Origin of the sequence: Pseudomonas sp. V98_8 (genome assembly GCF_029967975.1) — a bacterium.
GTDB lineage: Bacteria > Pseudomonadota > Gammaproteobacteria > Pseudomonadales > Pseudomonadaceae > Aquipseudomonas > Aquipseudomonas umsongensis.
On sequence record NZ_JASCAE010000084.1, the window covers coordinates 1 to 22,451 of the forward strand.

12 protein-coding genes and 2 rRNA genes are annotated in these 22,451 nt (G+C 59.3%); 10 read left to right on the forward strand and 4 right to left on the reverse strand.

Annotation, left to right across the window (positions count from 1 at the left end; genetic code table 11):
* Positions 1 to 28: 28 nt before the first annotated feature.
* From QLG10_RS25495 to QLG10_RS25520, 6 genes are all read left to right on the forward strand, one after another.
* A 23S ribosomal RNA gene (locus QLG10_RS25495) occupies positions 29 to 2,922 on the forward strand.
* A gap of 168 nt (positions 2,923 to 3,090) precedes the next feature.
* Positions 3,091 to 3,206: ribosomal RNA gene (rrf, locus tag QLG10_RS25500) — 5S ribosomal RNA — on the forward strand.
* Between the two features lie 262 nt (positions 3,207 to 3,468).
* The gene (gene recC / locus QLG10_RS25505; RefSeq protein WP_282488234.1) at positions 3,469 to 6,921 is read left to right on the forward strand and encodes an exodeoxyribonuclease V subunit gamma; all 3,453 of its coding nucleotides are present in this window, start codon (positions 3,469 to 3,471) and stop codon (positions 6,919 to 6,921) included.
* Positions 6,918 to 10,625 carry an exodeoxyribonuclease V subunit beta gene (gene recB / locus QLG10_RS25510; RefSeq protein WP_282488235.1) on the forward strand — a complete coding sequence of 1,236 codons (3,708 nt, stop codon included), beginning with the start codon at positions 6,918 to 6,920 and terminating at the stop codon, positions 10,623 to 10,625. Before recC ends, recB begins: the two co-directional genes overlap by 4 nt.
* On the forward strand, positions 10,622 to 12,721 hold the full coding sequence (gene recD / locus QLG10_RS25515; protein ID WP_282488236.1) for an exodeoxyribonuclease V subunit alpha: 2,100 nt from the start codon (positions 10,622 to 10,624) through the stop codon (positions 12,719 to 12,721). The genes recB and recD overlap by 4 nt, the downstream gene beginning before the upstream one ends.
* A gap of 167 nt (positions 12,722 to 12,888) precedes the next feature.
* The gene (locus QLG10_RS25520) at positions 12,889 to 13,956 is read left to right on the forward strand and encodes an acyltransferase (protein ID WP_282488237.1); all 1,068 of its coding nucleotides are present in this window, start codon (positions 12,889 to 12,891) and stop codon (positions 13,954 to 13,956) included.
* Positions 13,957 to 13,972: 16 nt separating this feature from the next.
* On the opposite strand, the gene QLG10_RS25525 is transcribed toward QLG10_RS25520, so the two are convergent.
* The gene (locus QLG10_RS25525) at positions 13,973 to 14,920 is read right to left on the reverse strand and encodes a LysR family transcriptional regulator (RefSeq protein ID WP_110746665.1); all 948 of its coding nucleotides are present in this window, start codon (positions 14,918 to 14,920) and stop codon (positions 13,973 to 13,975) included.
* A 150-nt stretch (positions 14,921 to 15,070) separates the two neighbouring features.
* Here QLG10_RS25525 and QLG10_RS25530 point away from each other — a divergent pair, with 150 nt between their 5' ends.
* Entirely contained in the window at positions 15,071 to 16,597 is a 1,527-nt protein-coding gene (locus QLG10_RS25530) for a CoA-acylating methylmalonate-semialdehyde dehydrogenase (protein ID WP_110746667.1), read from the forward strand.
* Positions 16,598 to 16,607: 10 nt separating this feature from the next.
* Positions 16,608 to 17,495: a 3-hydroxyisobutyrate dehydrogenase gene (gene mmsB / locus QLG10_RS25535; RefSeq protein ID WP_282488238.1), complete on the forward strand. Its 888-nt coding sequence runs from the start codon at positions 16,608 to 16,610 to the stop codon at positions 17,493 to 17,495.
* 160 nt (positions 17,496 to 17,655) lie between these two features.
* On the opposite strand, the gene QLG10_RS25540 is transcribed toward mmsB, so the two are convergent.
* Complete coding sequence (locus tag QLG10_RS25540; RefSeq protein ID WP_007946320.1) at positions 17,656 to 18,000, reverse strand: cupin domain-containing protein; 345 nt, start codon at positions 17,998 to 18,000, stop codon at positions 17,656 to 17,658.
* A gap of 275 nt (positions 18,001 to 18,275) precedes the next feature.
* Here QLG10_RS25540 and kynB point away from each other — a divergent pair, with 275 nt between their 5' ends.
* Together kynB and kynA are read left to right on the forward strand one after the other, a co-directional pair.
* Positions 18,276 to 18,941, forward strand: coding sequence for an arylformamidase (gene kynB, locus QLG10_RS25545; protein WP_282488239.1), 666 nt, complete (start codon positions 18,276 to 18,278; stop codon positions 18,939 to 18,941).
* Positions 18,938 to 19,792: a tryptophan 2,3-dioxygenase gene (kynA, locus tag QLG10_RS25550; RefSeq protein ID WP_282488240.1), complete on the forward strand. Its 855-nt coding sequence runs from the start codon at positions 18,938 to 18,940 to the stop codon at positions 19,790 to 19,792. Before kynB ends, kynA begins: the two co-directional genes overlap by 4 nt.
* Positions 19,793 to 19,974: 182 nt before the next feature.
* Here kynA and QLG10_RS25555 read toward each other — a convergent pair whose 3' ends face one another.
* Both QLG10_RS25555 and antC read right to left on the reverse strand, forming a co-directional pair.
* The gene (locus tag QLG10_RS25555) at positions 19,975 to 21,378 is read right to left on the reverse strand and encodes an amino acid permease (protein WP_282488241.1); all 1,404 of its coding nucleotides are present in this window, start codon (positions 21,376 to 21,378) and stop codon (positions 19,975 to 19,977) included.
* Positions 21,379 to 21,421: 43 nt separating this feature from the next.
* The gene (gene antC, locus QLG10_RS25560; RefSeq protein WP_282488242.1) at positions 21,422 to 22,441 is read right to left on the reverse strand and encodes an anthranilate 1,2-dioxygenase electron transfer component AntC; all 1,020 of its coding nucleotides are present in this window, start codon (positions 22,439 to 22,441) and stop codon (positions 21,422 to 21,424) included.
* Positions 22,442 to 22,451: the final 10 nt, after the last annotated feature.

Genomic DNA, 22,451 nt, shown 5'->3' on the forward strand with positions numbered 1-22,451 from the left:
AGTATAACCAGATTGCTTGGGGTTATATGGTCAAGTGAAGAAGCGCATACGGTGGATGCCTTGGCAGTCAGAGGCGATGAAAGACGTGGTAGCCTGCGAAAAGCTTCGGGGAGTCGGCAAACAGACTTTGATCCGGAGATGTCTGAATGGGGGAACCCAGCCATCATAAGATGGTTATCTTGTACTGAATACATAGGTGCAAGAGGCGAACCAGGGGAACTGAAACATCTAAGTACCCTGAGGAAAAGAAATCAACCGAGATTCCCTTAGTAGTGGCGAGCGAACGGGGACTAGCCCTTAAGTGGCTTTGAGATTAGCGGAACGCTCTGGAAAGTGCGGCCATAGTGGGTGATAGCCCTGTACGCGAAAATCTCTTAGTCATGAAATCGAGTAGGACGGAGCACGAGAAACTTTGTCTGAATATGGGGGGACCATCCTCCAAGGCTAAATACTACTGACTGACCGATAGTGAACTAGTACCGTGAGGGAAAGGCGAAAAGAACCCCGGAGAGGGGAGTGAAATAGATCCTGAAACCGTATGCGTACAAGCAGTGGGAGCAGACTTTGTTCTGTGACTGCGTACCTTTTGTATAATGGGTCAGCGACTTATTTTCAGTGGCGAGCTTAACCGAATAGGGGAGGCGTAGCGAAAGCGAGTCTTAATAGGGCGTCTAGTCGCTGGGAATAGACCCGAAACCGGGCGATCTATCCATGGGCAGGTTGAAGGTTAGGTAACACTGACTGGAGGACCGAACCGACTACCGTTGAAAAGTTAGCGGATGACCTGTGGATCGGAGTGAAAGGCTAATCAAGCTCGGAGATAGCTGGTTCTCCTCGAAAGCTATTTAGGTAGCGCCTCATGTATCACTGTAGGGGGTAGAGCACTGTTTCGGCTAGGGGGTCATCCCGACTTACCAAACCGATGCAAACTCCGAATACCTACAAGTGCCGAGCATGGGAGACACACGGCGGGTGCTAACGTCCGTCGTGAAAAGGGAAACAACCCAGACCGTCAGCTAAGGTCCCAAAGTTATGGTTAAGTGGGAAACGATGTGGGAAGGCTTAGACAGCTAGGAGGTTGGCTTAGAAGCAGCCACCCTTTAAAGAAAGCGTAATAGCTCACTAGTCGAGTCGGCCTGCGCGGAAGATGTAACGGGGCTCAAACCATACACCGAAGCTACGGGTATCACCTTCGGGTGATGCGGTAGAGGAGCGTTCTGTAAGCCTGTGAAGGTGAGTTGAGAAGCTTGCTGGAGGTATCAGAAGTGCGAATGCTGACATGAGTAACGACAATGGGTGTGAAAAACACCCACGCCGAAAGACCAAGGTTTCCTGCGCAACGTTAATCGACGCAGGGTTAGTCGGTCCCTAAGGCGAGGCTGAAAAGCGTAGTCGATGGAAAACAGGTTAATATTCCTGTACTTCTGGTTATTGCGATGGAGGGACGGAGAAGGCTAGGCCAGCTTGGCGTTGGTTGTCCAAGTTTAAGGTGGTAGGCTGGAATCTTAGGTAAATCCGGGATTCTAAGGCCGAGAGCTGATGACGAGTTACCTTTCAGGTGACGAAGTGGTTGATGCCATGCTTCCAAGAAAAGCTTCTAAGCTTCAGATAACCAGGAACCGTACCCCAAACCGACACAGGTGGTTGGGTAGAGAATACCAAGGCGCTTGAGAGAACTCGGGTGAAGGAACTAGGCAAAATGGCACCGTAACTTCGGGAGAAGGTGCGCCGGTGAGGGTGAAGCATTTACTGCGTAAGCCCACGCCGGTCGAAGATACCAGGCCGCTGCGACTGTTTATTAAAAACACAGCACTCTGCAAACACGAAAGTGGACGTATAGGGTGTGACGCCTGCCCGGTGCCGGAAGGTTAATTGATGGGGTTAGCTAACGCGAAGCTCTTGATCGAAGCCCCGGTAAACGGCGGCCGTAACTATAACGGTCCTAAGGTAGCGAAATTCCTTGTCGGGTAAGTTCCGACCTGCACGAATGGCGTAACGATGGCGGCGCTGTCTCCACCCGAGACTCAGTGAAATTGAAATCGCTGTGAAGATGCAGTGTATCCGCGGCTAGACGGAAAGACCCCGTGAACCTTTACTATAGCTTTGCACTGGACTTTGAATTTGCTTGTGTAGGATAGGTGGGAGGCTTTGAAGCGTGGACGCCAGTTCGCGTGGAGCCATCCTTGAAATACCACCCTGGCAACTTTGAGGTTCTAACTCAGGTCCGTTATCCGGATCGAGGACAGTGTATGGTGGGTAGTTTGACTGGGGCGGTCTCCTCCTAAAGAGTAACGGAGGAGTACGAAGGTGCGCTCAGACCGGTCGGAAATCGGTCGTAGAGTATAAAGGCAAAAGCGCGCTTGACTGCGAGACAGACACGTCGAGCAGGTACGAAAGTAGGTCTTAGTGATCCGGTGGTTCTGTATGGAAGGGCCATCGCTCAACGGATAAAAGGTACTCCGGGGATAACAGGCTGATACCGCCCAAGAGTTCATATCGACGGCGGTGTTTGGCACCTCGATGTCGGCTCATCACATCCTGGGGCTGAAGCCGGTCCCAAGGGTATGGCTGTTCGCCATTTAAAGTGGTACGCGAGCTGGGTTTAGAACGTCGTGAGACAGTTCGGTCCCTATCTGCCGTGGACGTTTGAGATTTGAGAGGGGCTGCTCCTAGTACGAGAGGACCGGAGTGGACGAACCTCTGGTGTTCCGGTTGTCACGCCAGTGGCATTGCCGGGTAGCTATGTTCGGAATAGATAACCGCTGAAAGCATCTAAGCGGGAAACTAGCCTCAAGATGAGATCTCACTGGGACCTTGAGTCCCCTGAAGGGCCGTCGAAGACTACGACGTTGATAGGTTGGGTGTGTAAGCGCTGTGAGGCGTTGAGCTAACCAATACTAATTGCCCGTGAGGCTTGACCATATAACACCCAAGCAATTTGATGCTCCTAGTTGAAAAGACGAAAGAGACCAGATTGCGGTGTGTGAAGACGAAACGAACCGAAAGTTCGAAGTTCACAAAACACCGAAGCTATCACATACCCAATTTGCTGAAGCGAGGCCAACTGGCCACGACTCAGTACCCGAATTTCTTGACGACCATAGAGCGTTGGAACCACCTGATCCCATCCCGAACTCAGAAGTGAAACGATGCATCGCCGATGGTAGTGTGGGGTTTCCCCATGTGAGAGTAGGTCATCGTCAAGATTAAATTCCAAAACCCCTATCTGCGTATGCAGGTAGGGGTTTTGTCTTTGTGGCCATCGCTAACCCTCCTGTAGGAGCGAGCCTGTCGAATCGTCGCACCGTCGCGATGGACGTCAACGATGACGCGGGAAGCCTGGCACCCCGCGGCGTTCTCAAGTTCATCATCGAAACGCCGCCCGGAGCATGCTCGCTCCTAAAAATGAAGCCAACCGCCTTCAATGTTAAAGTCGTCCCTCGATTTGCGCTTTCCAAGGAAGCCTTTATGCCGGACGCAACGTCCCTCAGTGCTGGTTTTATGGTGGTTCACGGTAATCGCCTGGACGAGTTACGCAGCCTGGTGGTGAGCTGGATGCGGCGCTACCCGCTGGCCCCCCTGGAAAATGAAATCGCCTTGGTGCAGAGCAACGGCATAGCGCAATGGCTTAAGCTGGCACTCGCCGAAGATCCTGAAGACGATGACATGGGCGGCTGCGGGATCGCCGCCGCCATCGATGTGCAATTGCCCGGCAGTTTCATGTGGCAGCTCTACCGGATGGTCCTGGGTCGCGACGAGATCCCGGCCAAGTCGCTGCTGGATAAAGCCCCCCTGACCTGGCGCCTGATGCGTCTGCTGCCGCAGTTGATCAATCAGCCACACTTCGAGCCGCTCCAGCGTTTTCTCACGCATGACCCCGATTTGCGCAAACGCTATCAACTGGCTGAGCGACTGGCGGATCTGTTCGACCAGTACCAGGTGTACCGCGCCGATTGGCTCGAAGACTGGGCGCAAGGTCGTCACCAGTTACGTAACGGCAGGGGCGAAGCCAAGCTGTTGACTGCTGCCAATGCCTGGCAGGCAGAGTTGTGGCGTGCACTGTTGCTGGATGTCGGTGAAGAAGGGATGGCGCAAAGCCGGGCCGGCGTGCATCAGCGGTTTATCGAACGCATCAACAGTCTCGACGTGGCTCCGAGTGGATTACCGTCACGGGTCATCGTATTCGGCATTTCCTCGCTGCCGGCTCAAGCCCTCGAGGCCCTGGCCGGACTGGCTCGGTTCAGCCAGGTGCTGCTGTGCGTGCACAACCCCTGTCGACACCATTGGGCAGACATCGTCGCCGACAAAGACCTGCTACGTCATCAATACAAACGGCAGGCACGCAAAAGTGGCATGCCGGGCGTTCTCGATCCGCAAACCCTGCATCAACACGCGCATCCCTTACTGGCTGCATGGGGCAAGCAGGGACGGGACTACATCAACCTGCTCGACAGCTACGACGATCCCAACAGCTATCGCTCGGCGTTTCGTGACGGGCGCATCGACCTGTTCAGTGAAAGCCAACCCCTGCACATGCTCAACCAGTTGCAAGACGACATCCTTGAGTTGCGTCCATTGGGCGAAACCCGTGAATACTGGCCGGCCGTGGATCTACAGAAGGACTCGTCGATCCGCTTCCACATTGCCCACAGCGCCCAGCGCGAAGTGGAGATCCTGCACGATCAGTTGCTCGCACGCTTCAGCGCCGATCCGCTTCTACGTCCCCGGGATGTGATTGTCATGGTCCCGGACATCGACGCCTATGCCCCGCATATTCGCGCGGTGTTCGGCCAGCTTGAGCGCCACGATCCGCGCTTCATACCCTTCACCCTCGCGGACCAAGGACAGCGCGGTCGTGACCCGCTGTTGATCGCGGTGGAGCATCTGCTCAAGCTGCCAGACAGCCGTTTCCCGGTCAGCGAGATTCTCGACCTGCTGGACGTCCCGGCGCTACGGGAGCGCTTCGGCGTGGAGGAACGTGACCTGCCGACCCTGCATCGCTGGATCGAAGGGGCGGGTATCCGCTGGGGGATGAACGCCGAGCAGCGCGCAGGCCTGGGGCTGCCCGAGGCATTGGAGCAAAACAGTTGGCGTTTTGGCCTGCGGCGCATGTTGCTCGGGTATGCCGTAGGCAGTTCCGGTGCCTGTGGCGGCATCGAACCCTACGACGAGATCGGTGGTCTGGATGCCGCGCTCATAGGCCCGCTGGTTGCGCTACTGGACGCACTGGAAATTGCCCACCACGAGCTCTCTCAACCGGCATCGCCGCAGCAATGGAGCCTGCGCTTGCAGGCATTGGTGGCACTGTTTTTCCAGGCCAGTAACGAGCACGACGAGTATTTGTTGACGCAGCTGGAAACGTTACGCGAAACCTGGCTGGAAAACTGTGAGTCAGTTGGCTTGCACGACGATCTACCGCTGACCGTCGTCCGTGAAGCCTGGTTGGCCGGTCTCGATCAGGGGCGATTGTCCCAGCGTTTTCTGGCTGGAGCGGTCAACTTCTGTACCTTGATGCCCATGCGCGCGATTCCGTTCAAACTGGTGTGCCTGCTGGGGATGAACGATGGTGATTACCCGCGGGCACAGCCGCCACTGGACTTCGACCTCATGGGCAGCGACTACCGGCCTGGCGATCGCTCGCGGCGAGAGGACGACCGCTATTTGCTGCTGGAAGCATTGTTGTCGGCGCGCGATCAACTCTACATAAGCTGGGTCGGTCGCAGCATTCGCGATAACAGCGAGCGCCCGGCATCGGTGCTGATCGGCCAGCTCCGTGACCACCTGGCCAGCGGTTGGCGATTGGCCGATGCCGAGCAAGGCTTGCTTGAGGCCATGACCCAGGAGCATCCGCTGCAACCCTTCAGTGCCCGTTACTTCCACCAGGGAGATGCCCTGTTCAGCTATGCCAGCGAGTGGCAGGTGCTTCACCAAGACGGCGGGCATGCGCCCGGCCATGAGATGCTCGATGCCCACGTCCAGGAAGAGCCGCTGAGTCTGGGGCAGTTGCAGGATTTCCTGCGCAACCCGGTGCGACACTTCTTCAGTCAGCGATTGAAGGTGTTCTTTGAAGCTGCAGAAGCGCCTTTGGCCGATGAAGAACCCTTTGTCCTCGATGCCTTGCAACGCTATGGCCTGAGCGACAGTTTGCTCGGCGCGGCGCTGGCAGACCTGGAAAACACCGAGCAGGTGCTGGAGGCGCAGGCCAGTCGCCTGCAAAACAGTGGGCTGCTGCCCATGGCAGGATTTGGCGAATGCCTGCAACGCGAGTTGATCGAACCCTTGCCGGATCTGCTTGCGCGTTATCAACAGCTCCTGGCGTTATGGCCAACATCCCTGAGCAGTGCCCTGCCAGTCAATCTGCAAGTGGACGACCTGCGTATCGAGGGCTGGCTCAGTGGCCTGCATCAACGGGCAGACGGGGGCTTGCTGGCGGTCACGACGATCCCCAACAGCATTGGTTCGATCAAGACCCGCAAGTGGCATCGGCTGACACGACCGTGGGTCAATCATCTGGTGGCGTGCGCCAGCGGCATGCCGATGACCACGGCCTTGGTCGCCAGTGATGACAGCCTGCTGCTCGACCCGATTGCACAGGAGAGTGCCTTGCGAACCCTGGCCGATCTGTTACTGGCCTGGCAATCCGGCATGCGCCAACCCCTGCCGATAGCGGTCAAGACCGCCTTTGCATGGCTCGGGCAGACCGACCCGGCCAAAGCCCAGGCAGCGGCCCGCAAGGCCTATGAGGGGGACGGCTTGACCACTGACGGCGAGCGCCGCGAAAGCATGGCGCTGGCCCGTCAGTTCGCCGATTACGACGCCCTGGTCGCCGACGAGACATTCGTCGATTGGTGCGATGCCTTGTATCGACCCCTGCTTGAGGCTCCTTGGCGCTCAGTGTCCAGTGAGGAAGCCCGCCCATGACCACCCAGACACCCTTGGCCCTGGCGTTCCCGCTGCGAGGCAGTCAACTGATCGAGGCCAGCGCCGGGACCGGCAAGACCTTTACCATTTCCGCACTCTACCTGCGCCTGGTTCTGGGGCACGGTGGCGAATCCAGCGATGGACAGCCCACGGGTTTCGGTCGTGAACTGCTGCCGCCACAGATCCTCGTGGTGACCTTCACCGATGCCGCCACCAAAGAGCTGCGCGAACGCATCCGTACGCGACTGGCAGAAGCTGCACGGTTTTTCCGCGACGAAACGCCGGCCCCCGACGCACTGATCAACCAACTGCGGCAAGAGTACGCGCCGGAGCAGTGGCCAGGCTGCGCCAATCGCCTGGACATCGCCGCGCAATGGATGGATGAGGCGGCAGTGTCGACCATCCACAGTTGGTGCCAGCGCATGTTGCGCGAGCACGCTTTCGACAGCGGAAGCCTGTTCACTCAGACTTTGGAAACCGACCACAGCGATCTGCTGGGGGAAGTGCTGCGCGATTACTGGCGCTTGTTCTGTTATCCGATGCAGGGCGATGCGTTGAACTGGGTGCGCAGCAATTGGGGCGGTCCGGCCGCCTTGTTGCCGCGGATCCGCGGGTTGTTCGCCAGCGCGCGTGACACCCTCGCCGGTAAAGAGCCGGCGCAATTGATCACCGAGTGCCTGCAGGAGCGGCGAGCCGCCTTGCTTGAGCTGAAGATGCCGTGGCGCCAGTGGGCCGACGAGTTGCTGGCCCTGTGTCACGAAGGTGTCGCCAGCAAGAGTGTCGACGGGCGCAAGATGCAGGCGCGGTATTTCGAGCCCTGGTTCGAGAAAATCAAAGCCTGGGCCGAAGACGAGTCCCTCGAGCAACTGGACATCGGCACCGGCTTCACGCGCCTGACCCCCGACGGTATGGCAGAAGCCTGGAAGAAAGGCGCCGCGCCGGATCATCCGGGACTGGACGCCATGCCCGCGCTCAAGGCCTGTCTTGATGGCTTGCCGACGCCCGATGCGGCCGTACTGCAACACGCTGCCCATTGGGTGGGGGCGCGTTTCGAAGAGGAAAAGCGCCGTCGTGCGGAAATGGGCTTCGACGACATGTTGCTGCGCCTGGACGCGGCGCTGCAAAGCGATGGTGGCGAGCGACTGGCGAGCTTGATACGCGAACAGTTCCCGGTGGCATTGATCGACGAATTCCAGGACACCGACCCGGTGCAGTACCGGATCTTCGAGAGCATCTACCGCATTGAAGACAACAGCCCCGACAGCGGGCTGTTCCTGATCGGCGACCCGAAGCAGGCGATCTACGCCTTCCGCGGCGCTGATATCTATACCTACTTGCGGGCCCGTCAGGCGACCACAGGCCGCCTGCACACCCTGGGCACCAACTTCCGTTCGAGCCATGGCATGGTCGGTGCCGTGAATCACGTGTTCGACTATGCCGAGTCTCGCGAGTCCGGGCGCGGGGCGTTCCTGTTCCGGGAAAACAATGGCGACAACCCGGTGCCCTTCCAGCCTGTCGAGTCCCAGGGGCGCAAGGAAGTCCTGCGCATCGATGATCAGGCAGTACCGGCGTTGAACATCTGGCACCTGTGCGCCGAGCAGCCGTTGTCCGGTGCGGTTTATCGCCAACAACTGGCCGCCGCCTGTGCCAGCGAAATCACCGCCTTGCTCAACGGCGGACAACAAGGGGTTGCGGGCTTCGTGCGCGATGACCAGCCGCTCAGAGGCTTGATGCCTGCGGACATTGCCATCCTCGTGCGTGATGGCAAGGAAGCGCAGGCGGTGCGTACCGAGCTCGCCAACCGAGGCGTGCGTAGCGTTTATCTGTCGGACAAGGATTCGGTGTTCGCCGCGCAGGAAGCCCATGACGTGCTGACCTGGCTCAAGGCCTGCGCCGAGCCGGACGTCGAGCGGCCACTGCGCGCGGCACTGGCCAGCATCACATTGAATCTGTCGTTGGTCGAGCTGGAGCAATTGAACCAGGACGAACTGGCCTGGGAAGCGCGGGTCATGCAGTTTCGCCGCTATCGCGAGATTTGGCGCAAGCATGGCGTGTTGCCAATGCTGCGACGCTTGCTGCATGACTTCAAGCTGCCCCAGGCATTGATAGCGCGCAGCGATGGCGAGCGGGTCCTGACCAATCTGCTGCACCTGTCCGAGTTGCTGCAACAGGCGGCCGCCGAACTTGATGGCGAGCAGGCATTGATCCGGCATTTGTCCGAGCACCTGGCGTTGTCGGGCCAGGCGGGTGAAGAGCAGATCCTGCGTCTGGAAAGCGACGAGCAACTGGTCAAGGTCGTGACCATCCACAAGTCCAAGGGGCTGGAGTACCCTTTGGTGTTCCTGCCGTTCATTTGCTCGGCGAAACCGGTGGATGGCAGTCGTCTGCCGTTGCATTACCACGATGCCGCGGGCAGGGCCCAGGTGACCTTGAACCCCACGGCCGAACTGATTGCCCTGGCCGATACCGAGCGCCTGGCCGAAGACCTGCGCCTGCTGTATGTGGCCCTGACCCGCGCGCAACATGCCTGCTGGCTGGGCGTGGCGGATCTCAAGCGCGGCAATAACAACAGCTCGGTGCTGCACCTGTCGGCGCTGGGGTATCTGTTGGGCGGCGGTGCTTGCTTGAACGAGTCGGCGGGCTTGCAGGCCTGGTTGCGAGACCTGCAACAGGGCTGTCCGGCGATTGGTCTTGAACAAATGCCTGAAGCCTCCCGCGAGCACTACCATCCACCGCAGAACACCGCTGCGTTGCTGGCACCGTTGACCGTGCAACGCAAGGCCAGTGAAAACTGGTGGATTGCCTCTTACAGCGCCTTGCGCATCGGCGACAGCCTGAGCATCGGCAGTGACCAGGCGCCCGAAAGTGCACAGGCACAGAAACTCTTCGACGACGAACGTCTTGACCCGCATACCCCTCGAGAGATGGTGGCCGGCGGTGCCGATATCCATCGATTCCCCCGTGGCCCGAACCCGGGCACCTTTCTCCATGGGTTGCTCGAATGGGCCGGCAACGAAGGTTTTGCCGTCACCGGGCAAGCCGTGGAAGATGCGATTGCCCGTCGCTGCAATCGCCGTGGCTGGGAAGGCTGGATCAGCACGCTGAGTGAATGGCTGCAGCATCTGCTCAAGTCGCCGTTGCCGCTGGGCAGCGGCGAGGCACCGGTGGTATTCGGGCAGTTGACCCAGTACCGGGTCGAAATGGAGTTCTGGTTCGCCAGCCACAAGGTCGATGTGCTCAAGCTCGATGCGCTGGTGTGCCAATACACCCACAACGGGGTGCCTCGGGTGGCCGCTGAATCGGTGTTGCTCAACGGCATGTTCAAGGGCTTTATCGACCTGACGTTCGAGCATGACGGCCGCTATTACGTCGCCGACTACAAATCCAACTGGCTCGGCGTCGACGACGCGGCCTATACCGCGCAGGCCATGGAGCAGTCGATCCTCGACAACCGTTACGACCTGCAATACGTGTTGTACCTGCTGGCCCTGCACCGCCAGCTCAAGGCCCGGCTTGCCGATTACGATTACGACCGGCATGTCGGAGGCGCGCTGTACCTGTTCCTGCGCGGTACCCGTGCGCCAAGCCAGGGCGTGTATTTTGCCCGCCCACCCAAGGTGCTGATCGAGCAACTGGACCGCCTGTTTCAGGGCAAGCCGCAGCCCAGGGTCGAACCCGCCTGGGAACAGGGAGAATTGCTATGAACCGCACCTTCGCCAATGTGCTGTCGACGCCATTGAGTGCCGACAGCCTGGCGCAACTCAGCCCTTTGACGTGTGCCGAAGACTTGTTGCTGCTGCTCACGCGTTGGGTCGAGCGCGGCTGGTTGCGAGCACTGGACAAGGCCTTCGTCGGTTTTCTTCACGAACTGGCTCCGAACGATGATCCGCTGGTACTGCTGGCGGCGGCATTGACCAGTCACCAGTTGGGTCATGGGCATGTGTGCCTGGACCTGTTCGAAACCCTCAAGGAGCCGGACTTCGCCCTGTCGCTGCCCCCGGAAGGCGACCTGCAAGGTGGCGCGATGTTGCTGCCATCGCAACTGCTGGAAGGGCTGGATGGCGCCCACTGGTGCAAGGTGCTGGCCGCCAGCAGCCTGGTCGCATTGGCGGCGGACGAGCGCGACAGCGTGCATCAGCGGCCTCTGGTGTTGGCCGGCAAGCGCCTGTACCTGCGACGCTACTGGACCTACGAACGACGTATCGACAATGCGTTGCGCGAGCGCCTGGCGGTGCACGAGAGCGCACCGGGGGACTTGTTGCAGCGCCTGACGGGGCTATTCGGTCCGGCCAGGCCCGATGAAATCGTCGACTGGCAAAAGCTCGCCTGCGCGCTGGCGACTCGCAGCGCTTTCAGTATCGTCACCGGCGGTCCGGGAACCGGCAAGACCACCACGGTGGTGCGCTTGCTCGCATTACTCCAGGCCCCGGCGGTCGAGGCGGGCAAGCCGCTGCGCATTCGTCTTGCGGCGCCAACCGGCAAGGCGGCGGCGCGGCTGACCGAGTCCATCAGCGCACAAGTGCGCACGCTTAAAGTCACTGAAGCCATCCGCGAGAAAATCCCCTCTGACGTCACCACCGTGCACCGCCTGCTCGGCAGCCGCCCGGGGACGCGACATTTCCGTCACCACGCCGGCAATCACTTGCCGCTGGATGTACTGGTGGTGGACGAAGCGTCGATGATCGACCTGGAAATGATGGCCAACCTGCTCGATGCGCTGCCGGCCCATGCCCGCCTGGTGCTGTTGGGTGACAAGGACCAACTGGCGTCGGTGGAGGCCGGTGCCGTGCTGGGCGATCTGTGTCGCGACGCCGAAGCGGGCTGGTATAGCCCACACACTCGACAATGGCTGCAAACCGTCAGTGGCGAAAGCCTGGCAGACAGTGGGCTGCAGGAAGACACCCAGGGCACCCATCCGCTGGCCCAGCAAGTGGTGATGTTGCGCCACTCGCGGCGTTTCGGCGAAGGCAGCGGCATTGGCCAGTTGGCTCGTTGGGTGAACCAGCAACAGCCCGCGCAAGCCCGCAAGTTGCTGGCGGCGCGAAGCCACGACGATGTGTTCAGCCTGTCCCTGCGCAATGAACAGGATCGGGCGCTGGAGCGCCTGCTGCTCGAAGGTCATGGTGAGGGGCCGCAAGGCTACCGCTATTACTTGAACCTGCTGCGCAACCAGCGTCCAGCGCTCGATTGTCCCCTGGAAGATGCGCGCTGGACCGATTGGGCCCGGCAGGTCCTGCAAGCGTTCGACGCCTTCCAGTTGTTGTGCGCAGTGCGCAAAGGCCCGTGGGGCGTGGAAGGCTTGAACCAGCGGGTGACCGACGCCTTGTTGAAGGCACGGCTGATCGACAGCGACCAGCAGTGGTACGAAGGCCGCCCGGTGCTGATGACCCGCAACGATTACGGTCTGGGCTTGATGAATGGCGACATCGGCATTGCCCTCAAGCTTCCCGAGCGCGAGGGGCCCGAGGCCGGGAAACCGGTGCTGCGAGTCGCGTTCCCGAGGAACGACGGCCAGGGCGGCGTGCGTTTTGTGTTGCCCAGTCGCCTCAATGATGTCGAAACCGTGTACGCGATGACCGTGCACAAATCCCAGGGCTCGGAATTCGCCCACACTGCGTTGATCCTGCCCGATGCCCTGAACCCGGTGCTCACCAAGGAGCTGATCTATACCGGCATCACCCGGGCCAAGGATTGGTTCACATTGATCGAGCCTCGGGCTGGCGTCTTCGAAGAGGCGGTGCGACGTCGGGTCAAACGCTTGAGCGGGCTGATGCTGGAACTCAAGGAGGCGAGCGCCTGACAGCGCTCGCAGCGCATCTGCCAAAAAGTGGACGTTGCACTTCACGCCATGAAAGCAACGTCAAAAAAACAGTTATTTAGCCAAATGCTCGCGACAAAATTTTATCGTGGCGTGAAGTGTAAAGCGCAAAAGGTGGCCTAGACTTCAGGCTTGAATGGTCTGGCTTCATGAAAATTTCACTGCTACGACTATTGGGTTTTTATATCCAAAGAGCGAATGCCAATATGAGTGATAGTTCCGTAGCAGGCTCTCGATTAAACGTACTTGATGGATGGCGCGGAATAAGTATCTTGCTGGTACTGGCGTGTCACCTGCTACCACTTGGCCCAAAGTTTTTGCAGTTGAATTCTGCTGCAGGCGTCATGGGCATGGCTATATTTTTTACCTTGTCGGGTTTCCTGATCACAAGTTTTCTGCTCAATAACGACAGCGTCATTGATTTTCTGATTCGCAGGTTCTTTCGCATTGTGCCTCTTGCCTGGCTGTACATGGCAATTGTCTTGCCTATCATGAGCAGCCCTCCGGATTACTACATCGCAAACTTTTTGTTCTTTGCCAACTGGCCGCCCATGTGGCTTGGCGAGGTAAACGGCCATTTATGGAGTTTGTGCATGGAGGTCCAGTTTTATGTGGCCATCGCCTTGCTGGTAGTCATGATGAGGAAAAGGTGGATGGTGCTCATCCCTTTTCTCGCCATCGCCGTCACAACCTATCGAGTCATGAATGATGCCCATGTCGTCATCAATACCTATTACCGCATTGATGAAATTCTTTCTGGTTGCATATTGGCGCTGATCTATCACAAAAGACTGGGTAATAATCTTGTGAAGGCGCCGGCACAAATGCTGGTCGTGCAAATGGCTTTATTCGCCTTGTTTATCGTGTCCAGTCATCCCGACGGTGGTTTCATGAACTACTTGCGCCCTTACATTGCCGCCGCAATGGTCGGGAGTACGCTGCTCAATGGCCGGACATTCATTGCCCATGTTCTGAACAACCGCATTCTGTTTTATATCGCCACCATCTCCTACGCGCTCTACGTTGTACATCCGCTGCTGGCGCATACCTGGCTGGGTAGCGGGGATACCATCGTTAAATATCTGAAGCGTCCGTTGTTGTTCGCCGCCATTTTCATCACCGCGCATATCTCAACCTTCTATTACGAAAAATGGTGGATAGCGTTCGGCAAGACATTGTCCAGGAAAGTGGCTGGCCGCCAACCGGTTACAACCTGAACGTTCTTGAACATCCTCAGTCGGCGAACAGCATCTGCCGACTGTCCCCCATCAACAGCGCCTGGTTCTGCTCGGTCACCGCGCGGATGTAATCCCACAACAGGGTAATCCGCTTGAGCTTCCTCAGATCCTCCCGACAGTACATCCAGAATTGCCGGGTGATGTTGATTTCCTGCGGCAACACCGGCAACAACCGTGGGTCCTGGGCTGCCAGGAAGCACGGCAGGATAGCCAGTGATCGCCCTTGTTGCGCGGCCACGAACTGCGCGATCACGCTGGTGCTGCGCAGATTGGCGCTGGCGCCGGGGAGCACGTTGGCCAGGTACAGCAGCTCGGAGCTGAACGCCAGGTCGTCGACATAACTGATGAACGAATGCTTGCCCAAGTCGGCCGGGCGGCGGATTGCCGGGTGCTTGTCGAGGTATTGCTGCGTCGCATACAGCTGCAGGCGGTAGTCCGTCAGCTTGCAGCAGACATAGGGGCCGTGTTCCGGGCGCTCCAGGGCGATGACGATGTCGGCCTCGCGCTTGGACAGGCTGATGAAGTGCGGCAGCGGCAGGATGTCCACTGAGATCGCCGGGTAGGCGTCGACGAAGTGACTCAGTTGCGGGGTAATGAAAAAGCTGCCGAACCCTTCGGTGCAGCCCATGCGTACATGGCCGGACAAGGCCACCCCGGAGCCCGAGACCTGTTCGCAGGCCATATGCAGCGTACTTTCGATCGACTCGGCGTAGCCCATCAGGCGTTGGCCTTCGGCGGTCAGGACAAAGCCGCTGGTCCGGGACTTCTCGAACAGCAGGGTGCCCAGCGAAGCTTCCAGTGAACTGATGCGCCGCGACACGGTGGTGTAGTCGACGGCCAGGCGCTTGGCGGCGGTGCTGGCCTTGCGGGTGCGTGAGACCTCAAGGAAAAACTTGAGGTCATCCCAATTCAGTGAACCCAGAGACGTGATGTTTTTTTGCATGATGGACCGGCTTTTATGTGCGTTCTTATTAGAAGTTTGCACATCTATACTCCAAAAACAGCCCGATAACCAATTCGTGGCACACGTCTTATCGCAGGGTGACTTTTCGCCCTGGCTCCTGAAATAAAAACAAAGATTCGGAGACCCCACATGAACGCTTCGCTTACGCCTGACGAGACCACCGTGCAAAAGGTCAAACTGTTGATCGACGGCCAGTGGGTCGAATCGCAGTCCACCGAGTGGCACGACATCATCAACCCGGCAACCCAGCAAGTGCTGGCCAAGGTGCCGTTTGCCACCGCTGAAGAAGTCGACGCCGCCATCAGTGCCGCCCATCGCGCCTTCCAGACCTGGAAGCTGACGCCGATCGGCGCGCGGATGCGCATCATGCTCAAACTGCAGGCGTTGATCCGCGAACATTCCAAGCGCATCGCGGCGGTCCTGAGCGCCGAGCAGGGCAAGACCATTGCCGACGCTGAAGGCGATATTTTCCGTGGCCTGGAAGTGGTCGAGCACGCGTGCTCCATCGGCAGCCTGCAAATGGGCGAGTTCGCTGAAAACGTGGCGGGCGGCGTGGACACCTACACCTTGCGTCAACCAATCGGCGTTTGCGCCGGTATCACACCGTTCAATTTCCCGGCGATGATTCCGCTGTGGATGTTCCCGATGGCCATCGCCTGCGGCAACACCTTTGTGCTCAAGCCGTCCGAACAGGACCCGATGTCGACCATGCTGCTGGTGGAACTGGCCATCGAGGCCGGGATTCCGGCCGGCGTGCTCAACGTGGTGCACGGCGGCAAGGACGTGGTGGATGCGCTGTGCACCCACAAAGACATCAAGGCCGTTTCCTTCGTCGGCTCGACGGCGGTCGGCACGCACGTCTATGACCTGGCCGGCAAGCACGGCAAACGCGTGCAATCGATGATGGGCGCGAAGAACCACGCCGTGGTGCTGCCCGATGCCAATCGCGAACAGGCGCTGAATGCGCTGGTGGGTGCCGGTTTCGGCGCGGCCGGCCAGCGTTGCATGGCGACTTCTGTGGTGGTGCTGGTCGGTGCGGCCAAGCAATGGCTGCCTGACTTGAAAGCGCTGGCGCAGAAACTCAAGGTCAATGCCGGCAGCGAGCCAGGCACCGACGTCGGCCCGGTCATCTCGAAAAAGGCCAAGGCGCGAATTCTCGACCTGATCGAAAGCGGCATCAAGGAAGGCGCGAAACTCGAGCTCGATGGTCGCGACATCACGGTTCCCGGTTACGAGAAAGGCAACTTCGTCGGCCCGACCCTGTTCTCCGGTGTAACCCCCGACATGCAAATCTACACCCAGGAAATCTTCGGTCCGGTGCTGGTGGTGCTGGAAGTCAATACGCTCGACGAGGCGATTGCCCTGGTCAACGCCAACCCGTTCGGCAACGGCACGGGCCTGTTCACCCAGTCCGGTGCGGCGGCGCGCAAGTTCCAGAGCGAAATCGACGTCGGCCAGGTCGGCATCAACATCCCGATTCCGGTACCGGTCCCGTTCTTCAGCTTCACCGGTTCCCGTGGCTCCAAGCTTGGCGACCTTGGCCCGTATGGCAAGCAAGTGGTGCAGTTCTACACTCAGACCAAGACCGTCACCAGCCGCTGGTTCGATGACGACAGCGTCAACGACGGTGTGAACACCACCATCAACCTGCGTTAAGGAGCCGGACATGAACATTGCTTTTATCGGTCTCGGCAACATGGGCGCGCCGATGGCGCGCAACCTCATCAAGGCCGGCCATTCACTGCGCCTGGTCGACCTGAACAAGACCGTGCTGGCGGAGCTTGAACAACTGGGCGGCACTATCAGCGCTTCGGCCCGTGAGGCGGCGCAAGGTGCCGAGCTGGTCATCACCATGCTGCCCGCTGCCGTGCATGTACGCAGCGTCTGGCTGGGCGAAGACGGTGTGCTCGCCGGTATCGGCAAGGGTATGCCCGCCGTGGATTGCAGCACCATCGATCCGCAGACCGCCCGTGACGTGGCCGCCGCCGCTGCCAAGCAGGGCGTGGCCATGGCCGATGCGCCGGTCTCCGGTGGCACCGGGGGCGCCGCGGCGGGGACATTGACGTTCATGGTCGGTGCGACCCCGGAACTCTTCGCGACCCTGCAACCGGTGCTGGCGCAGATGGGTCGCAACATCGTCCATTGCGGTGAAGTCGGCACCGGACAAATTGCCAAGATCTGCAATAACCTGCTGCTGGGCATTTCCATGGTTGGCGTCAGTGAAGCCATGGCCCTGGGCGATGCCTTGGGCATCGACACCAAGGTGCTGGCGGGCATCATCAACAGCTCCACCGGACGTTGCTGGAGTTCGGAGATGTACAACCCATGGCCGGGCATCGTCGAAACGGCACCCGCCTCGCGCGGCTATACCGGTGGCTTCGGTGCCGAGCTGATGCTCAAGGATCTGGGACTGGCAACGGAAGCGGCCCGTCAGGCGCACCAGCCGGTGGTACTGGGCGCGGTGGCGCAGCAGTTGTACCAGGCGATGAGTTTGCGTGGGGAAGGCGGCAGTGACTTCTCGGCGATCATCAACAGTTATCGCAAGCCGCAATAAAAACTGTGGGAGCGAGCCTGCTCGCGATGGTCGTTAACGATGACGCGTGTTTCCTGGGTTCACGCGGCGCTCTTGAGTCCATCGCGAGCATGCTCGTATTGCATGTGCGCATCGACATTGACCGGGAAATCACGTCGGGTGATTTCCCGGTTTTTTTGCATCAGGCAAACACGAAGTACTTGCGCACGGTTTCCACCACTTCCCAGGTGCCTTTCATCCCCGGCTCAATGACGAAAATGTCACCGGCGCGCAAATGGATCGGCTCTTTTCCTTCCGGGGTGATGATGCAGTAACCCTCGCGGAAGTCGCAGTATTCCCACTTCACATATTCCACGTACCACTTGCCTGGCGTGCAGATCCAGGTGCCCATGATCTTGCTGCCATCTTCGCTGGTGTAGGCGTTGAGGTTGACGGTGTGCGGGTCGCCTTCGAGTTTTTCCCATTTGCAGGCGTCGAGTACGGGCAGCGGATGGGTGTCGCGAAGAACGGTAATCGGTGCGGTCATGATGACTCCGGCGTTGGGGGAGAGCTGAAGACGCACCCTATAGGGCCTGCCGGGGGATCAGTTGTCTGTGCTCGACATCGAGGTATCCAGAAACGCAGCGACCCTCACCCGCTTGACGGCTGAAAGCCCCTGCAAGCCCATTGAAATTTCCACTCGATAAACCGCCGATATCTGGCAGTTTGTGCGAAAGCCCCAGGCTTTTTCGAATCTTTTTGCAAGAACATGCACAGGTATCGCTCGTATCATTCACTTCGGAAAAGGCCGAGAGCTGTGCAATGAAAAAAACAATGTCGTGGTGGGACATCAGCCCGCCCTTGAGTACCGCAACACCGACCTGGCCGGGAGATACGCCGTTTCAGGAAGAACGCGTCTGGACACTGGGGCCGGAATGCCCGGTGAATGTCGGGCGCATCACGCTGTCGCCGCACACCGGCGCCCATGTCGACGCGCCACTGCACTACAGCAAGGACGGCGCGGCCATCGGCGACGTGTCCCTCGATGTGTATATCGGGCCTTGCCGGGTGGTGCATTGCCTTGGCAGCGGCGCACTGGTGCAACCCGGACAACTGCAAGGTCGTTTGGACAATTTGCCCGAACGCGTCCTGCTGCGGACCTACCAACGCGCGCCGTTGACCACTTGGGACCCCGAATTCACGGCGGTCGCCAAAGACACCGTCGACCTGCTCGCCAGTCTCGGCGTGCGTCTGATCGGCATCGATACGCCATCGCTGGACTCGCAGCAATCCAAGACCATGGATTCGCACAACGCCGTGGCGCGTCACGGCATGGCCATTCTCGAAGGCATCGTGCTCGATGACGTACCGGAAGGGGATTACGAGTTGATCGCGCTGCCACTGCGCTTTGCCAACCTCGACGCCAGCCCGGTCAGGGCTATCTTGCGTCCACTGAATTCCACGCCACATGAGGAGCCTGCTCAATGAGCCAATGTCCGTATTCGCCTGCCAATCAGACAGAGGAATGGCATAACGCCGAGCTGAATTTTTCCGACTCCATGAGCTACGGCGACTACCTGGACCTGGGCCGTATCCTCAGTGCCCAGCACCCCTTGTCGCCGGATCATAACGAGATGCTGTTCATCATCCAGCACCAGACCTCTGAGCTGTGGATGAAGCTGATGCTGCACGAGCTCAAGGCTGCCCGCGAACACATGCGGCTGGGAGAGTTGCCGCCGGCCTTCAAGATGCTGGCGCGGGTTTCGCGGATCTTTGATCAACTGGTGCATGCGTGGACAGTACTGGCCACCATGACGCCTACCGAGTACCACGCGATCCGGCCTTTCCTGGGACAATCGTCGGGCTTCCAGTCGTTTCAGTACCGTGAAATCGAATTCATCCTGGGCAACAAGAGCGCGACGCTATTGCGCCCCCACGCCCATCGGCCGGAGCTGTTGCAGGAACTCGAAAAAGCCATCGCCACACCTTCGCTGTATGACGAAGCTATTCGCTTGATGGCCAGCGCTGGCCTTGCGATTGACCCTCAGCGTTTCGAGCGTGACCCGACGAGCCCGACGCAACATGACGCCTCGGTAGAAGCGGCGTGGCGTGTGGTCTACAAGGATCCGTCGCGTTATTGGGACCTCTATCAACTGGCCGAGAAATTCATCGATCTCGAAGACTCATTCCGCCAGTGGCGCTTCCGCCATGTCACCACGGTCGAGCGGATCATTGGCTTTCAACCAGGCACTGGCGGCACAGAAGGGGTGGGTTACCTGCGCAAGATGCTCGATACCGTGCTGTTCCCGGAGTTGTGGCGGGTGCGTTCGACCCTGTGATCTGACGTTTTTATCCCTGTAGGAGCGAGCCTGCTCGCGATGGAGGCCTACGATAACGCGGGAAACCTGACACCCCGCGGCGCGCTTTCAGGTTCATCGCGAGCAGGCTCGCCCCTACAGGGGACGCGCATTAAAAAGCCCCGGCATTCATTGAATGCCGGGGCTTTTTGTTGGGCCAAGGATTATTGCGCGACAGGCAAGCTGCGATCCCGCGCCACACGCATCCGGTAGAACCCGTAGATGATCAACCCCCACACCGGGATAGCAATGACAGACGCGCGTATGCCCGGAATCATCCACATCACGCAGATGATCATGGCCATGAACGCCAGGCACAGGTAGTTGCTGTAAGGAAACCAGAACGACTTGAAGCTCGGCACGATGCCTTGCTGGCCCATGATTTTGCGAAACTTCAGGTGGGTCAGGCTGATCAGCGTCCAGTTGATCATCAACGAGGCGACTACCAGGGCGAACAGCAATTCCAGCGCCTCATGGGGCGCCAGGTAGTTGACCAACACGGAGAGCATGGTGATCAGCGCCGAGATGCCCAGCGCCCGCAGTGGCACGCCCTGTTTGTTCAGTTTCATCAGCGATTTCGGTGCATCGCCCTGTTCGGCCAGGCCGTAGAGCATGCGGCTGTTGCAATAGACGCCGCTGTTGTAGACCGAGAGCGCCGCGGTGAGCACCACGAAGTTGAGGATGTGCGCGGCGGTATCGCTGCCAATCAACGAGAAGATCTGGACGAACGGGCTGCCGCTGTAGGCATCGCCGGACGCGCCAAGGGTCTGCAGCAGTTGATCCCAAGGGTACAACGACAGCAGCACGGTGAGTGCGCCGACGTAGAAGATCAACACGCGATAAACCACCTGGTTGATCGCCTTGGGAATCACCTTCCTCGGTTCGCTGGCTTCAGCGGCCGTGATGCCGACGAGTTCCAGGCCACCGAAGGAGAACATGATGAATGCCATCGACATCAGCAGGCCGGTGGTGCCGTTGGGGAAGAAGCCGCCGTGGCTCCACAGGTTACTGACCGACGCCTGTGGGCCACCGGTGCCGCTGAACAGCATGTAGCAGCCCAGGACGATCATGCCGATGATGGCCACGACCTTGATGATCGCGAACCAGAACTCCATCTCGCCGAAGACTTTGACGTTCATCGTGTTGATCAGGTTGACCAGGACGAAGAACACCGCGGCGCTGACCCAGGTCGGGATTTCCGGCCACCAGAACTGCACGTACTTGCCCACGGCCGTCAGCTCGGCCATGCCCACCAGCACGTACAGCACCCAGTAATTCCAGCCGGAGAGGAAACCGGCAAAACCGTTCCAGTACTTGTGGGCGAAGTGACTGAACGAACCGGCTACCGGCTCCTCGACAATCATCTCGCCCAACTGGCGCATGATCAGGAAGGCGATGAATCCGGCAATCGCATAACCGAGGATCATCGACGGGCCGGCCGACTTGAGTACCCCCGCAGAGCCGAGGAACAGCCCGGTACCAATCGCCCCGCCCAGGGCGATCAGTTGAATATGTCGATTTTTCAACCCTCGCTTGAGCGATCCCTGTTGCAAGATTTCATCCGCCATCTCGTTCCCTTCTGGTTATTGTTGTCAGGCCTGGTTTGAAAGATCAGATATTACTCTCGGTGAACTTTTCGTAATACAGGTGAACGCTGTCCAGCGCCTGGGCCTGCAACCAGTCTTTGATCGACTCGACCATCGGCGGTGGCCCGCAGACGTACATGTCGACCGGCGCGTCGCGCAGTTCACTGAGGTCGAAATGCTCGGCAATGTAGCCGCGCTTGCCCGTCCACTGTGGCGATGGATCGCTGACCACTTCGGTGTAGCGAAACCCCGGAAGGCTTTCGGCATAAGCCTCGATACGTGCCCGTTCGCACAGGTCGGCAGCGTCGCGCACGCCGTAGTACAGGTGCACCGGCTGCGTGCAATCGCGCTCGGCGAGGTCGTCGAGCATGCCCAGCAGTGCCGACAGCCCGGTTCCACCCGCCACCAGGATCAGTGGTTTGGCCACATGCCGCAGATAGAACGCACCCAGCGGTGCCTCGAGCATGATTTCGTCGCCTACCCGGCAGCGTTCCCGGATGTAGTTGCTCATCACGCCGTCGGGTAGCAGGCGAATCAGGAACTGCAGTTGATTGTGCTCGCTCGGCCGATTGGCAAACGAGTAGGAGCGCTTGCTTTCAGTCCCCGGAATCGACAGCCGGGCGTACTGCCCCGGCAGAAAATCCAGTGGGTTCGTCGTACCGAGATCCAGGTGCAGGATCGCGGTGCTGGCCGAAATCTGCCTGACGCCGGTCACCGTTGCGCTCAGTTGTTCCGGACCCGAGGCATTGCACAGGCTGGATGCGAAGTCGAAATAAAACGCCGCATCGGACTTCACCCGGGTCTGGCAGGTGAGCATCTTGCGCTGCTGCAGGTCCAGGCTCGAGAGCGCTTCCTCGTCCACATAATCCTGGCTGTAGTCACCCGATTCGCAGCGACCCTGGCACGTACCGCAGACGCCTTCGCGGCAATCCAGAGGAATGTTGATGCCGTTGCGCAGGGCGGCGTCGAGCAGGATTTCGTTGGGTTGTACGGGAAAGAACAGCGTTTTGCCGTCGGCAAAGCTGAACGCCACTTTATGATTCATGCCTCGATCT

Excerpts from the sequence above, each read along its gene's own strand:
- recC (WP_282488234.1), top strand. The coding sequence starts at position 3,469 with ATGCCGGACGCAACGTCCCTCAGTGCTGGTTTTATGGTGGTTCACGGT.
- recB (WP_282488235.1), top strand. The coding sequence starts at position 6,918 with ATGACCACCCAGACACCCTTGGCCCTGGCGTTCCCGCTGCGAGGCAGT.
- recD (WP_282488236.1), top strand. The coding sequence starts at position 10,622 with ATGAACCGCACCTTCGCCAATGTGCTGTCGACGCCATTGAGTGCCGAC.
- QLG10_RS25520 (WP_282488237.1), top strand. The coding sequence starts at position 12,889 with ATGAAAATTTCACTGCTACGACTATTGGGTTTTTATATCCAAAGAGCG.
- QLG10_RS25525 (WP_110746665.1), bottom strand. The coding sequence starts at position 14,920 with ATGCAAAAAAACATCACGTCTCTGGGTTCACTGAATTGGGATGACCTC.
- QLG10_RS25530 (WP_110746667.1), top strand. The coding sequence starts at position 15,071 with ATGAACGCTTCGCTTACGCCTGACGAGACCACCGTGCAAAAGGTCAAA.
- mmsB (WP_282488238.1), top strand. The coding sequence starts at position 16,608 with ATGAACATTGCTTTTATCGGTCTCGGCAACATGGGCGCGCCGATGGCG.
- QLG10_RS25540 (WP_007946320.1), bottom strand. The coding sequence starts at position 18,000 with ATGACCGCACCGATTACCGTTCTTCGCGACACCCATCCGCTGCCCGTA.
- kynB (WP_282488239.1), top strand. The coding sequence starts at position 18,276 with ATGAAAAAAACAATGTCGTGGTGGGACATCAGCCCGCCCTTGAGTACC.
- kynA (WP_282488240.1), top strand. The coding sequence starts at position 18,938 with ATGAGCCAATGTCCGTATTCGCCTGCCAATCAGACAGAGGAATGGCAT.
- QLG10_RS25555 (WP_282488241.1), bottom strand. The coding sequence starts at position 21,378 with ATGGCGGATGAAATCTTGCAACAGGGATCGCTCAAGCGAGGGTTGAAA.
- antC (WP_282488242.1), bottom strand. The coding sequence starts at position 22,441 with ATGAATCATAAAGTGGCGTTCAGCTTTGCCGACGGCAAAACGCTGTTC.